The 13606-nt window shown below is 41.3% G+C and carries 13 protein-coding genes and 1 pseudogene; 10 read left to right on the top strand and 4 right to left on the bottom strand.

From position 1 onward, the window contains the following. The first annotated feature begins 21 nt into the window (after nt 1-21). The 6 genes and pseudogenes from truA (at nt 22) to IE039_RS02865 (ending at nt 4608) form a co-directional block, all read left to right on the top strand. Nucleotides 22-807 (top strand): tRNA pseudouridine(38-40) synthase TruA, encoded by a 786-nt coding sequence (truA, locus tag IE039_RS02890; protein WP_048702167.1) that lies wholly within the window; start codon nt 22-24, stop codon nt 805-807. Between the two features lie 194 nt (nt 808-1001). Continuing rightward, nucleotides 1002-1445: a 50S ribosomal protein L13 gene (rplM, locus tag IE039_RS02885; RefSeq protein WP_009999818.1), complete on the top strand. Its 444-nt coding sequence runs from the start codon at nt 1002-1004 to the stop codon at nt 1443-1445. 18 nt (nt 1446-1463) lie between these two features. Next, on the top strand, nt 1464-1859 hold the full coding sequence (gene rpsI, locus IE039_RS02880; RefSeq protein ID WP_009999817.1) for a 30S ribosomal protein S9: 396 nt from the start codon (nt 1464-1466) through the stop codon (nt 1857-1859). A gap of 379 nt (nt 1860-2238) precedes the next feature. Then, nucleotides 2239-3024: pseudogene (locus IE039_RS08375) on the top strand (DUF262 domain-containing protein); the annotation flags it as partial. Nucleotides 3025-3093: 69 nt separating this feature from the next. Further along, the gene (locus IE039_RS08510) at nt 3094-4146 is read left to right on the top strand and encodes an HNH endonuclease family protein (RefSeq protein WP_308426349.1); all 1053 of its coding nucleotides are present in this window, start codon (nt 3094-3096) and stop codon (nt 4144-4146) included. 267 nt (nt 4147-4413) lie between these two features. After that, nucleotides 4414-4608 carry a hypothetical protein gene (locus IE039_RS02865; protein WP_019040658.1) on the top strand — a complete coding sequence of 65 codons (195 nt, stop codon included), beginning with the start codon at nt 4414-4416 and terminating at the stop codon, nt 4606-4608. Nucleotides 4609-4689: 81 nt separating this feature from the next. Here the strand turns inward: IE039_RS02865 and hflX are convergent, their stop codons facing one another. From hflX to IE039_RS02850, 3 genes are all read right to left on the bottom strand, one after another. After that, a complete protein-coding gene (hflX, locus tag IE039_RS02860; RefSeq protein ID WP_010004158.1) occupies nt 4690-5988 on the bottom strand; it encodes a GTPase HflX in 1299 nt (432 codons plus the stop codon). 198 nt (nt 5989-6186) lie between these two features. After that, nucleotides 6187-6852, bottom strand: a complete 666-nt coding sequence (locus IE039_RS02855; protein ID WP_189428698.1) for a histidine phosphatase family protein — start codon at nt 6850-6852, stop codon at nt 6187-6189. A 131-nt stretch (nt 6853-6983) separates the two neighbouring features. Further along, entirely contained in the window at nt 6984-8378 is a 1395-nt protein-coding gene (locus IE039_RS02850) for a hemolysin family protein (protein WP_029509465.1), read from the bottom strand. Between the two features lie 425 nt (nt 8379-8803). Here IE039_RS02850 and nrdH point away from each other — a divergent pair, with 425 nt between their 5' ends. From nrdH to nrdF, 4 genes are all read left to right on the top strand, one after another. Beyond that, a complete protein-coding gene (gene nrdH / locus IE039_RS02845) occupies nt 8804-9034 on the top strand; it encodes a glutaredoxin-like protein NrdH (protein WP_029508861.1) in 231 nt (76 codons plus the stop codon). Between the two features lie 103 nt (nt 9035-9137). Then, entirely contained in the window at nt 9138-11309 is a 2172-nt protein-coding gene (gene nrdE / locus IE039_RS02840) for a class 1b ribonucleoside-diphosphate reductase subunit alpha (RefSeq protein WP_189428697.1), read from the top strand. Between the two features lie 30 nt (nt 11310-11339). Further along, nucleotides 11340-11780 carry a class Ib ribonucleoside-diphosphate reductase assembly flavoprotein NrdI gene (locus IE039_RS02835; RefSeq protein WP_010006151.1) on the top strand — a complete coding sequence of 147 codons (441 nt, stop codon included), beginning with the start codon at nt 11340-11342 and terminating at the stop codon, nt 11778-11780. Between the two features lie 2 nt (nt 11781-11782). Then, nucleotides 11783-12760, top strand: a complete 978-nt coding sequence (gene nrdF, locus IE039_RS02830; protein ID WP_068851551.1) for a class 1b ribonucleoside-diphosphate reductase subunit beta — start codon at nt 11783-11785, stop codon at nt 12758-12760. A 34-nt stretch (nt 12761-12794) separates the two neighbouring features. Here the strand turns inward: nrdF and IE039_RS02825 are convergent, their stop codons facing one another. Beyond that, nucleotides 12795-13463 carry a phosphatase PAP2 family protein gene (locus IE039_RS02825; RefSeq protein ID WP_029509469.1) on the bottom strand — a complete coding sequence of 223 codons (669 nt, stop codon included), beginning with the start codon at nt 13461-13463 and terminating at the stop codon, nt 12795-12797. Nucleotides 13464-13606 lie beyond the last annotated feature (143 nt).

The raw sequence follows: 13606 nt of genomic DNA, 5'->3' as shown, positions 1-13606 counted from the left end.
GTTATGAGAGAGTGGGGAGTTATGCCACGATATAAAGCAGTCGTCGCTTATGACGGCTCAGAATTTTTCGGATTTCAAGTCCAAACGAAAAACGGCGTAGAACGCCAACGGACAGTGCAGGGTGAACTGAACCGCGCTGTGAATCAAATGGCCAAGTTGCCAACGCCCGCTATTAAGGTCGTGGGTGCTTCACGGACGGATACAGGGGTGCATGCTTTTGGTCAAGTGGTCCATTTTGATTTACCATTTGACATCCAACCGGAAGGGGTTCGTAAGGGACTCAATACCTTGTTGCCCCGCGATATTATGATCAAACAGGTAGAAAAAGTGGCGGATGACTTCCATGCCCGCTTTAACACGCATGCGAAGCGCTATATCTACCGTGTCTCGACCCAAGACTTTACCGATCCCTTTAAGCGCCGTTATACAGGCCATTTCCACTGGCGTTTAGATGTTGCACGGATTCAAGCAGCGTTACCTGATTTGCTTGGGGAGCATGACTTTGCTAGCTTTGCAGCTTCAGGGAATCAAACGGCCACAACCGTGCGAACCATTACGCGTGCGGATGTTGAAGTGAAACCAGATGAACAAGAGTTAGTCTTCACATTTGAAGGGAATGCCTTTCTATATAACCAGATTCGGATTATGGTTGGGGTATTGCTGGAAATTGGGAACGGTCGGCGTGACGTGCATGATATCGTCCGCTTAATTGCCGTGAAAGATCGCGAACAAGCCCGCTTTACCGCCCCAGCCAGTGGGTTGTATCTGGATGAAATTTATTATGATGCACCAGTGATGGATAAATGATAAACAGTTGGGGATGGCGTGTTTAAGAAGTGCTTGTCGCGGAAGGAATTTGGCGACAAGCATTGACAATACGGATTATTTTAGGTAAGATAATACACGGTATTGTTTACCTCACGATAAGCCCCGGAAACTTATTGTAATTGCGTGGCAAGGAACGGCCGCGTTTGTAAACAACTAATCAAAGGAGCGCACACATGCGTACAACATTTTTAGCAAAACCAGGTGAAATCGAAAAGAAGTGGTATATTATTGATGCCAAGGACGTCGTTTTGGGACGTTTGTCAACAGTAGTTGCTTCAATTTTGCGTGGTAAGAACAAGCCAACGTTTACACCAAACGTTGACATGGGTGACCATGTAATCATCATCAATGCAGGCGAAGTTAAGTTGACTGGTAAGAAGGCCACTGATAAGGTTTATTACCACCACTCAAACCACCCAGGTGGTTTGAAGGCTCGCACAGCTGGAAACTATCGTGAATTCAACCCTGAAAAGTTGCTTGAATTGTCAATCCACGGTATGTTGCCAAAGAACACTTTGGGTCGTAAGCAAGGCTTGAACTTGCACGTGTATGCTGGTGCAGAACATGCCCACGCCGCACAAAAGCCTGAAGTACTTGACATCAACAAGTTAGTTTAAGAAAGGAGAATCTAAATTATGGCTACAGCAGTACAATATGCCGGCACAGGCCGTCGTAAGAACTCAGTTGCTCGTGTGCGTTTGGTTCCAGGTAATGGCCAAATCACAATGAACGGCAAGTCAATCGAAGAATATATTCCTTTCGCTAACTTGCGTGAAGTTGTTTTGCAACCATTTAACGTTACTGAAACATTGGGGAACTACGATGTTTTGGTTAACGTCGTTGGTGGTGGATATTCTGGTCAAGCTGGTGCAACACGTCACGGTATCGCCCGTGCCTTGTTGACAGTAGATCCTGACTTCCGTGAAGCATTGAAGGCAGCAGGTTTGTTGACTCGTGACTCACGTATGAAGGAACGTAAGAAGCCAGGTTTGAAGAAGGCTCGTAAGGCTTCACAATTCTCAAAGCGTTAATCTTCTTTTTCCCACAACGGTTGTTGCTATTATGTGGTGGCAATTGGTGGTATCGATCATTAATGTTAGAGCAAATCTAGCAATTTTAAAAGCATCAGCATTTTGCTGATGCTTTTTTTGTGGTGTTTGTATGCGTGTTATAAATCATATTTTAAATGTTGATTCGATATTCTAAAAAGGACAAGGATCTATGTGGAATTCATTAATCAACGGTAGGTTCATTTAGTGATAGTTTATTTGAAATAATTAACAATTTGTTTGATAGTAAGCTAAATAGCAATTAATATTTAAAACACTGATCTAGCTAATTTTTAATATCATAGTAAAATAAATATAAGACACAACAACATTGGTTAGTCCGGACATGAAGGGATAGGGTATGAGAAGCAAAGAGATTGATTCAGATCTGAAGAGAATTAGTGAGTTTTTTCAACAAGTTGAAGGAAAATTTGTTGTTCCAGAATATCAACGTGCATATAATTGGGATATTAATGGTCAAGTTGATCGTCTGTGGCAAGATCTACTTGATTTTTCAACAGAAGATAATAAAGAAAATTATTTCCTGGGCTCAGTGATTCTTAATGCAACAGTTTGACGAGAAGATTTAATTTTGATTGATGGGCAACAACGAACCACCACGCTAATTATTTTGCTAAAGGCATTAATAATTAGAATAACTGAACTACTAAATAAAATATCTGATGATGAAGACTACCGAAACTTGAAGCGTCAACTGGGTGCAAGTAAAAAGGAAATCATACAAAGTTTATATCATGTGGATGAAGAAAATGTATATGATGTTGTGGATGGCGAGATAGGATTTGATACATTAGAATCAAAATATCGAAATACATCAATTAATGAAGCTTATAAAGATGAACTTGAGATAATTTTACGTGGAACAGACGTGTCGGATATTGAAAAGAATGTTGCTGACATTAAGTATAAGCGTGGAGATAATCGACATACTAAATTTTTTAATAACTTTAAATTCTTTGTAAATAAGCTTGCTGAGTTAGAAGTTACAGAAGTGAATTCATTTGCAAAGGCAGTTTTGAATAAAGCACAGTTAATTACAATTACGTCTTTTGATAATGAAGAAGCAATTGATATATTCAATTCCTTAAATTCTACTGGGTTGCCTTTGGCTGATGCAGACATTTTTTCTGCAAAACTTTATAGTTATTATGACGAAGATAACCGTGAAAAGTTTGTTGATCAATGGAAACAGTTGATGGATTTAACTGATTCATTGGCAAGACAAAAGGTTGTAAATATAGATGAAGTATTGAATCAATACATGTATCTTAAACGATCCGAGTTGCAAGAAGCTTCAACAACTATGCCAGGAGTACGTAAGTTTTTTACCGAAATCCATCCAGAATTGCTCAAAAATGGTGATGCATTTGTTTCGGCGTTAAGTAAGATCGCTAATAACTGGATTCTCAGTGATAAGGATAAAGATAATCAGTATGCTTTGAAGTTATTGTTTAAATTTAACAGTAATTTCAAATTGTTTTACGCCCCATACCTATACTTGAAACAAAGTGATAGTAATACGACAAAATTGAATTACGCTCTTACGTTATTGAAATTATTTGTATTATTAAATCTGAGTGAAGCGGGATACTCGTCAAAGAACTTCAAAGTGTTTTTGTTTGCCGAAAATATGAAACTAGGTAAAGGTGTTGCGACAGAAGATATCATTCGTGATTTTGAAAAACATATTGCAAATAATTTTGACCCAGAGTCGATTAAATCGATTTTGATTGATTCATCTGCTGATAGTGCCTTAGTGACACTGAATGAATATTTATTTGCTAAAGAACATGGTTTGTCGCAAGACTTCTTATTATTTGATAAAGAACCAGATATTGAGCATATTTTGCCAGCAAGTGGTAAAGACCTATCTACTATTAGAACGCAAGCTGGATTCAGTAGTGAAAACGATTTTGAAGAATATAAAGATTCATTAGGTAATAAAATTTTACTCGAATCAAGTCTTAATCGAAAAATTGGTAATGCCATGTTGGACGAAAAAATTCATGGAAGTAAAACTAACTTAGAAGATGGGTATAAAAATTCAAAATATCCAATTGCACAATCAATTTCTAAAGCCAATATAAATGTATGGGCCGAAGGTGATATTGAAGCCGCCACTGAAAAAGCAGCGAATAGAATTGTAGAATTTATTTTTAGTCGGTTTACTGATGACGATGAATCAAATCTATCAGCAGATCAGCTAATGGAGATGTATAGATCTGGAAAGTTAAAAATTCAAAATTGATTTATATATTTATCCACCAAATAAATAGTATAAATATAGTGAAAATGATTACTAAAAATAGATTAAGTAAAGTATTTTTAAAAGCATCAGCATTTTGCTGATGCTTTTTTGTGGAGTTATTGAATAACGATCGCGTTAGGGATAGATATGTTATATCGTCAAAAAATGAATGGAATGCCAGATTTTTTACATTTAATGCTATTCTTATGTAAGCCCTTGCATTATAATAAAAATAATGAGTCAAATACACAATTAAAGAGGTAAATAATGGATAAACTATTAACGTTTATTTTGATAATTGCCGCGCCGTTCATCGTGATTGGCATTGTTTATTTGTTTGGATGGCTTCTTACTGGTCTTATCATGTTGTTTGGTGTGAGCTATGCAAGCGCCAGGCTTGTAGGCATTGCTTTAGCGGTGTTGATCAGTTTTGGTTTTATCGGTTATCAGGGATTTAAGTAAATGGCCTTGTATACCATCATAATGAACACATAGCCAAATATAAAATCCCCTCACACGTTAATCCGTGTGAGGGGATTTTTACTAGACAATATAATCCGCGTACAACTTGCGTTCCAACTCGGACAATTCAACGGTAATCAGCGTGCCGGTCTCATCATAGTCCTCTTTGCTAAAGGTATGCTTAGCGGCGAGCTTGGCTTGCACAGCGCCTTGGTCAAATGGGATGTGGAGCGTGACTTCTTGGACGTCGTTGAAGATTTGCTTCTTGATTAAATCAATTAACGCATCTTGTGAGGCAGGGTCTAGCGCTGAGATGGTAATCGTATTTTCGCCAGACACGTCAGGGTAGACGAGTTCGGTGCGATCAGCCTTATTGTAGACAGTAATCATTGGTACGTCGGTTACGCCGACTTCGGCCAAGGTCTTTTCCGTGGTGGCCATCATGTCTTTGTAGTGTTCATCTGACACGTCCACAATTTGCAGCAGCAAATCAGCATTCGCGGCTTCTTGCAAGGTTGATTTAAAGGCAGATACGAGGTTGTGTGGTAACTTTGAGACGAACCCGACCGTATCACTCAGTAAGAATTGCTTCTTATCTGGTAAAGTCAATTGACGAACGGTGGTCGTTAACGTGGCAAACAACATATCTTTTTCCAAGACTTGCTTGGTGTCGTCCGTGTCCGCACCGACGCCAAAGCGAGCGAGCAGGCGGTTCATCAACGTGGACTTACCAGCGTTGGTATAACCCACCAAGGCCACATTGGCCAATTCGTTGGTTGTCCGCTTAGCTGAACGTGTTGACGTCCCTTTGGATAACTCGGCGAGTTCCTGGCGAATACGGACCATTTGTGACGTGATGCGACGGCGTGATTCTTCGAGTTTCGTTTCACCCGAACCACGTGACGTAAAGCCACCGCCACCCGCACCAGTTTGCTGATCAAGACTGACAGACATACTTGTGCGCAAGCGGGGGAGCTGGTATTGCAAGCGGGCCAACTGGACTTGTAGCTTGGCTTCCTTAGTTTGGGCGCGTTGGGCGAAAATATCTAAGATCAACCCCGTGCGATCCAGCACCGTTGTGTTGGTTAACTTTTCTAAGTTACGAATCTGTGATGGGGATAACTCATCGTTGGCGACGATCATATCCACTTCGTAAGTCTTGGCGGCTTCCGCCAATTCTTCCACTTTTCCCTTACCAAAGTAAGTAGCAGGGTTGGGCCGTTCCAGCTTTTGGGTAAACGTTTCCACTGGTACCAAATTATTGGCTTTTGCCAGATTGGCAAGCTCTTCTAGTTCATAGGTTAAATTCGCTTGGCTCGTTGTGAGGCCAACCAGAAAGACCTTACGTGGGTCTTGGGCGTTAATGTGTTGTTCAGTCATAAAAAAATACCTCCAGAGAATAGCGAGACTGGGGGCATTTTACGTGTCGAGGGCAAAATTGCTGACCAATCTCAAGATGTGCACATAAAAATAGAGACTCTACTCTTATCTACGGGATCTTAAAATTCGTTTGACAATTGATTGCACTTCCTTTATTTAGACTACTGATAGTGTAACAGTTTTTTGCGAAACTGTCTATTAAAAGACCGTCGTATCATCGTTAAAACGGACGATCTTGGCGTCATGGGGGTCAAGTTCGAGCTGCATGACCGCCCCGTTTTTAACGGGTTCACTGGCGAAATCATGGCGGCCAAACTTTTCGGCAATCCCACGAATTGTTGTGCCGTGTGACACGATGAGGACGTTATCGCCGTCTTTATGACGGAAGCGAATATCATTAAACCCACGTGAAACGCGCGTCCACCATTGTTCGTCGTCTTCGGCGAAGTGATAAGGATCTGCTTGACGGATAGTGTTCATCGCATCAGCCATGCCGTAGATGGTAATCAAGTTTGTGTAAGTCTCAAAGGGTGTGTCTTTGAAAGCAGTGAGCGTAGTGGTCACTGTTTCACCGTTAATGCCTTCAAACGACCCAAAGAACTGTTCACGGAAATCAAAGAGTTGCGTCGGTTCCTCTGGTGAATCCGCCGTATTATTTTTCAAAATGTAACGTGCGGTATGAATGGCACGAGTCAAATCAGATGAGTAAGCGCCATCAAAATGAATGTCAGCCAGTCGCTTACCGGCATTCAAGCCATGTTCGATCCCTTTTGGGGTGAGGGGTGCATCAGACCAACCTTGAAAACGGTGTAAGAAGTTGAAGTAAGTTTCGCCGTGACGGACAATATAGACGTTAATTGACATAGTAATAGTTGTAGGGCATTATCTTGAACGGTCGTTCCGCAATACGCTACAATTGCCTCCTAAATGGTTATTATCTCCATTCTAACATAAAATGTTAGACACCAAAAAAGACCGCAAATGCGGTCTTGTCATTAAGCGGGTGAATCCGCTGTATTTGACTTGTCATCTTTTTCATCTTCGTCGAAGATGCCATTATGATTTAAGTCTTGTTTTGGTGTTGGTAACTCTTGGACAATAAATTCTGAAATGTAGGCATTGTCATAATCCAAGGCCGTTAATTTGAAGTTGGCCACTTGCATCGTGTCACCAGCTCTAAATTCAGGGTCATGATTTAAGACATAACCGGTCAAAGTCACCGCTTCGTCTTCTTCAAGTTCTTTAATTTTCTTGTTGAAGTAACGTTCAAAGTCATAAAGGGTCATCTTACCAGAGACTTTATAACGGTGATCACCAAGCTTTTCGATGTAATCATCTGAGACGTCATCGATTTCATCACGGACCGTACCGAAAAGTTCTTCGTAGATATCCTTATCCGTGATCATACCACTGGTACCACCGTATTCGTCCACGACAATGGCGATCGGCGAACGCTTGATAATCATTTCATCCATGACATCGTGCAAGTCCATGTTTTCAGGGACGGCGGGAATATCACGCATGATTTTAGCGACTGTATCTTGATCGTTAATGCGAGATTGACGCAAGAGGTCATAGATAAAGACATAACCTAACACTTTATCCTTGTCATTATCAGCAATGACTGGGAAACGTGAGTAACGATCTTGTAGGTAAAGATTGATGGCATCAGCGATTGTTGTCGTCACATCAATAGCAGTCATTGATGTGCGATCAATCATGATATCCACGGCAACCTTATCGTTCATCTCAAAGGCGCGCTTCATAAACGTCAAATCTTCTTCGTCCAGCTCACCAGCAGCGGCGGCATTACGTGACAGTGAGAGAATTTCAGTTTGTGAATAAATGTCTTCTTCGCCATCCGTACGGAAGCCCAACATGTGGGTGATCATATTTGATAGATGATCTAATGTCCAAATCAACGGGAACAGCAGAATGTGGAAGAAACGCACAGGACGAACGATTAGCATTAAGACCTTAATGGGTTCTTCAATCGCGATGTTTTTCGGTACCAAATCGGTAAACACCGCATGCACGACCGTGAAAATAATCATGGCAGAGACTGACGACACGACGCCAGAATATTCTGCTGGAATCAAACCGGTCTTTAGAATGATTTCGGCGACTGTCTCTTCACCAATCCAACCTAAAATCAAACTCGTAAGTGTAATACCGACTTGTGCAGTCGATAGATATTCAGTTAAATGCGATGCCATATAAATGGCGTGCTCAATATTACGTGAAGGCTTTTCACGATTTTCTTGCAAATCGCGGAGCGCACTCAAACGTACTTTAACCAGAGAGTATTCTGTTAACGTGAACAAAATAGCAAGTAACAGCACCAAAACAATAATGACAAAGTTAAGGAGCATAGACGGACCAGAATCCAAAGTCGTAAACCTCTTTTCTTATGTATACTACACGGTATTATACCAGAAAACACCATGAAATAAAAATGAGACTGGGGGATGATGCGGCTGGTGTGAGCGAAAACGAACACATTTTCGCTTGTTGTCAAGTGGGTCGCTGCGTACAAAAGGCCATGATGCGCAAAAACTGGCACTTTTGACGTGTTTTCTAAGATTTTTGTGATAGTTTCATTTGTGGTGAAATTGGCATAATCGTTGATATATCGGGGGTTTTTCAGGCACAAAAAATAAGTTTGTGAAATTTAAAATCATTTTTCTCGGCAAACAATTGCTAACATTGTCTCGTGTCGAACAACTGTTTGTGAAGACGTATATTGTCCTTGTTTAATTTCCAAAAGAGGGTAAACTAGCAATAACAATTAAGACAAAAGATTGAGGCAACGATTATGGAAAAAGTAACTGTCTATACAAAATATAACTGCGTACAATGCAAAATGACGAAGAAGTTCTTGTCAGCGCAAGGTATCCCCTTTAAGGAAATCAATATTGAAGAAGAAGTGGCGTATGTGGAAACGTTAAAGGCTGACGGGTTCCGACAAACACCAGTTGTCGCCATTGAGGGCATGCCAAAGTTTTCTGGTTTCCGCCCAGACGTACTCAAAAAGATTTCAGCTTAATTTAAGCCATTAATGAATGAAGACCAAAGGCGGAAGTCAACGGCGATGAGTTGTTGATTTCAGCTTTTATAACAAATACAATAATAGAGTAAGGATTGTAATTATGCCATTAAAAGAGATTAACTTAGATAAGGTGACTTATTTTGACTTAAATAACCAAGTCAACATTCCAAAAAACAATCAAATTCAACTTGAAAAAGACCAAGAGGCGCTCGATGCTTTTCTGACGGAAAACGTTTGGCCGAATGTTTTAAAGTTCGACTCTTTGTCAGAACGTTTTGAGTGGCTTTTTGAGAACAACTTTTTGGAACGTGCCTTTATCGAACAGTATCGCTTAGCGTTTATTGAAGAATTGTATGCTTACCTTGAAGGCGAAAACTTTAACTTCAAGTCATTTATGGCGGCGTTCAAGTTCTATAACCAATATGCGCTGAAAACAAATGATGGCCAATATTACGTTGAAACTTACATCGATCGTGTTGCGATGAATGCATTGTATTATGCTGCGGGTAATGAAGCGTTGGCCTTGCGTTTGGCCGATGAAATGATTCACCAACGTTACCAACCAGCCACACCAAGTTTTTTGAATGCTGGGCGGGCGCGTCGTGGTGAATTGGTGTCATGTTTCATTATTCAAACGTCGGACGACATGAATTCAATTGGACGAACGATTAATTCGGCGTTGCAACTTTCAAAAATGGGTGGTGGTGTCGGCATTAACGTGTCGAACTTGCGTGAAGCAGGGGCCCCAGTCATGGGGATCGCCAATTCAGCAGGTGGCGTTGTGCCAATCATGAAGTTGTTGGAAGACTCTTTCACATTTTCATCACAAGTTGGGGCACGTCAAGGGGCCGGTGTTGTGTATTTGTCAGTGTTCCATCCTGACATTATGGCTTTCTTGTCAACGAAGAAGGAAAATGCGGATGAAAAGATTCGTGTGAAAACATTGTCACTTGGCTTGACTGTGCCAGACAAGTTCTATGAATTAGTGCGCAAGAACGAGGACATGTACTTGTTTAGTCCCGCTGATGTGGAAAAGGTGTATGGTGTCCCATTTAACTATGTCGACATCACGGCTGAGTACGACAACATGGTGGCCAATGATCAAATTACAAAATATCGGCTCAATGCGCGGACACTTGAAGAAGAAATTTCAAAGTTACAGCAAGAATCTGGCTACCCTTACATTATTAACATTGATGTGACCAACCGTGCTAACCCCATTGCAGGTAAGATTGTGTCATCAAACTTGTGTTCAGAAATTTTGCAAGTTCAGACACCGTCGGAACTTGATAATGGGCAACAATACACACGTTTGGGATCAGATGTCAGCTGTAACTTGGGATCAATCAACATTGTGAACATGATGGCAACGCCTGATTTTGAAACCTCTGTTGATACGATGGTACGTGCCTTGACGTTTGTTTCTGATACGTCAAACTTGGATGTGGTCCCATCAATTGCCAAGGGTAACCAAGAAAAGCATGCCATTGGCCTTGGGGCAATGGGCTTGGCAGCTTATTTTGCACAAAACCAAATGTATTATGGTGACGAAGCGTCCCTTGACTTTACGTCAACATTCTTCATGACGTTGAACTATTATTCAATTAAAGCGTCAATGAAGTTGGCCAAGGAACGCCAAGAAAAGTTCTTTGAGTTTGACAAGTCAGCGTACGCCGATGGCACTTACTTTGATAAGTATCTCACGCAAGATTGGGCACCAAAAACACCACAAGTTGCCGCTGCCTTTGCTAATCACCACGTGCCAACACAACGTGACTGGTTAGAATTAAAGGAAAATGTCATGACGTATGGGATGTATCATGCCTATCGTCATGCGATTGCGCCAACCGGTTCAATTTCTTATGTGAATGACACCACCGCAACATTGTTACCAATTGTCAATAAAATTGAAGAACGTCAAGAGGGGATGATCGGAAAAGTGTACTATCCTGCGCCTGGTTTAAACAACGAGACAATGCCATATTACGTGTCAGCCTATGATACGGATATGCGCAAAGTCATCGATGTTTATGCCGCGGCACAAGAACACATTGACCAAGGGATGGCCTTAACGTTATTCATGCGTTCAACGTTGTCAACGGCGTTGTATGAATGGAAAAAGGGTCGGACAGAAAAGATGACCACACGTGATTTGACGATTTTGCGTCACTATGCCTTTAATAAGGGGATTAAGTCATTGTATTATGTCCGCACATTTACGGATGATCACCAAGAATCTGGTGTGAACGAGTGTGAAAGTTGCTCGATTTAAGCACATCACGTTACAAGGGATAAGAGGGTCATGGTCAAAATTAATATTTTATATGCGTCAACAGAAGGTAACACAGTATCATTTGTCTCAAAGTTAAGCGAAGTGGCAGCAGCGCATGGCGACACGGTCGTCGCGCGTTGTATTGGGGATGAAACGGATTACGCTAACGAGACAGAGCCGTTTGTGGCTATTGTACCAACCTATTTAACAGGGGGTACAGGGACTGGGCCAGAAGTCACCGAGATTTTTACGAACGCTTTGGGCGACTACATCGCCTTTGGACGGAATCAACAGTATCTCAAAGGTGTCATCGGCTCAGGGAACCGTAATTTTAACGTCCAATTCAATTTGACAGCGATACGTTATGCTGAACGGTTTAACGTACCGATGTTATATGCCTACGAATTACGCGGAAGCACATTCGATGCAGACAAAGCTTATCACTTAATCAAACCAATATTTGGAGAATAACTGTGGTACAACATTTAAAAGACAATTCATATACAGCAATTAACTGGAACAACATTGAAGACGAGTTGGACAAGGCAACGTGGGAAAAGCTCACCCAACAATTTTGGCTCGACACGCGTATCCCGATTTCAAATGATTTGCGGCATTGGCGTGGTAATATGACACCGCAAGAACAAAAAACGATGAACCTTGTCTTTGGTGGGCTCACGACGTTGGATACTTTGCAATCACAAGATGGGTTGGCCCAACTGAAGTTTGATGCCCTTAACCAAAAAGAAGAAGCCGTTTTGAATAACATCCAATTTATGGAATCAATTCATGCGAAGTCTTATTCATCAATTTTTGAGACGTTAAATGAAAAGTCAGAAATTGAAGCGATTTTTGAATGGGCTGATAACAACGAATTTTTGCAATATAAGGCCAACCGTATCAATGATGTATACCAAACAGGCACACCATTGCAAAAGAAAGTGGCCTCTGTCTTTTTGGAAACATTCTTGTTCTATTCTGGTTTTTATACGCCGCTTTATTTCTTGGGACACAACAAAATGCTGAACGTGGCGGAAATCATCAAGTTGATTATTCGTGATGAATCTGTTCACGGTACGTATATTGGGTATAAGTTCCAAATTGGCTTTAACCAATTATCTGAAGCGGAACAAGCAGAATTGCAAGCTTGGATGTATGATTTGCTCTATGATCTTTATGAAAATGAAGAGAATTACACACATGAATTGTACGATGACTTGGGCTGGTATGATCAAGTCATGACCTTCCTCCGTTATAATGCCAATAAAGCATTGATGAATCTTGGTCAGGAACCAATGTTCCCTGATGGTGCCGAGGATGTGAATCCGGTGGTCATGAACGGTTTGTCAACGTCAACGGCGAACCATGACTTTTTCTCAGGTGTTGGGAACGGGTATCTCTTGGGTGCTGTTGAGGCGATGGAAGAAGACGATTACACAATCGGACAATAATAAAAAGCGTGATTGCAAACAGCAATCACGCTTTTTAAATTTCTTCATGTTCAAATAATGGGACGCGTCGTTGGAGAAAAGTGGCAAACTTTGGATAAAGGGTGGCTGAAAGAATCACCCAAGCATAGGCGAATAGAATCGCCGCAACCGTATCACTTAAGAAATTAGCGTTGAAATACAAACGACTCATAATGGTTAGGGCACCGATGAGTTGGGTCAACCAAGTGATAATGATTTGCGCACGGTGGCTGTTGATATTGGGCGTCACTAGGATACCAATAATGAAAATGACGACGAACAGGCCAAAGACGTGCGAGCTGGGAAATGAAGAGGCTGTATCCGATAATAAATGACCAACTGGCCGTGGCCGATTGACAATGAAGCGGATGATACTCAACACCACGTCACCAAGTAAGACGCTGACAACGGTCCAAATCGCTGGGACACGCAATTGCGCAATGACGAGTACGCCAGCCAAAATAAAGGCATAAATGACGTCGACGACAGGATTACCTAAAAAGGTCGCAATGGCCATAACAGTATCACCAAAGTTAGACTGTACCGTGTTGAACAGACTGTGTAACAGTTGGTCGAGTGCGACAGGCACTAGAATATTAAATTTAGTGAGTAGGCCGAGCAGACAGGCGATCAGAAAGCAAATCAGAGCGTGCCGGCGCTGTTTATTGGTGGCGGATACAATCATGAGTTACAACTCCAAATGCAGTTTTTTACCTTATTCTAGTATAATGAATGCCTGCGATATAAACAAGATAATTTACTTGAAATCCAGTCAGCATTAGCAGAATCAGCATCAGCCAAAAAAATTAAAAAAATTCGCGAAAAGGG

Source organism: Leuconostoc lactis KCTC 3528 = DSM 20202, from assembly GCF_014651235.1.
Taxonomy (GTDB): Bacteria; Bacillota; Bacilli; order Lactobacillales; family Lactobacillaceae; genus Leuconostoc; species Leuconostoc lactis.
This window is presented reverse-complemented; position numbering and strand designations above follow the sequence as displayed.

Excerpts from the sequence above, each read along its gene's own strand:
- rpsI (WP_009999817.1), top strand. The coding sequence starts at position 1,464 with ATGGCTACAGCAGTACAATATGCCGGCACAGGCCGTCGTAAGAACTCA.
- truA (WP_048702167.1), top strand. The coding sequence starts at position 22 with ATGCCACGATATAAAGCAGTCGTCGCTTATGACGGCTCAGAATTTTTC.
- IE039_RS02865 (WP_019040658.1), top strand. The coding sequence starts at position 4,414 with ATGGATAAACTATTAACGTTTATTTTGATAATTGCCGCGCCGTTCATC.
- IE039_RS02855 (WP_189428698.1), bottom strand. The coding sequence starts at position 6,852 with ATGTCAATTAACGTCTATATTGTCCGTCACGGCGAAACTTACTTCAAC.
- IE039_RS02825 (WP_029509469.1), bottom strand. The coding sequence starts at position 13,463 with ATGATTGTATCCGCCACCAATAAACAGCGCCGGCACGCTCTGATTTGC.
- rplM (WP_009999818.1), top strand. The coding sequence starts at position 1,002 with ATGCGTACAACATTTTTAGCAAAACCAGGTGAAATCGAAAAGAAGTGG.
- hflX (WP_010004158.1), bottom strand. The coding sequence starts at position 5,988 with ATGACTGAACAACACATTAACGCCCAAGACCCACGTAAGGTCTTTCTG.
- nrdE (WP_189428697.1), top strand. The coding sequence starts at position 9,138 with ATGCCATTAAAAGAGATTAACTTAGATAAGGTGACTTATTTTGACTTA.
- IE039_RS02835 (WP_010006151.1), top strand. The coding sequence starts at position 11,340 with ATGGTCAAAATTAATATTTTATATGCGTCAACAGAAGGTAACACAGTA.
- IE039_RS08510 (WP_308426349.1), top strand. The coding sequence starts at position 3,094 with ATGGATTTAACTGATTCATTGGCAAGACAAAAGGTTGTAAATATAGAT.
- nrdH (WP_029508861.1), top strand. The coding sequence starts at position 8,804 with ATGGAAAAAGTAACTGTCTATACAAAATATAACTGCGTACAATGCAAA.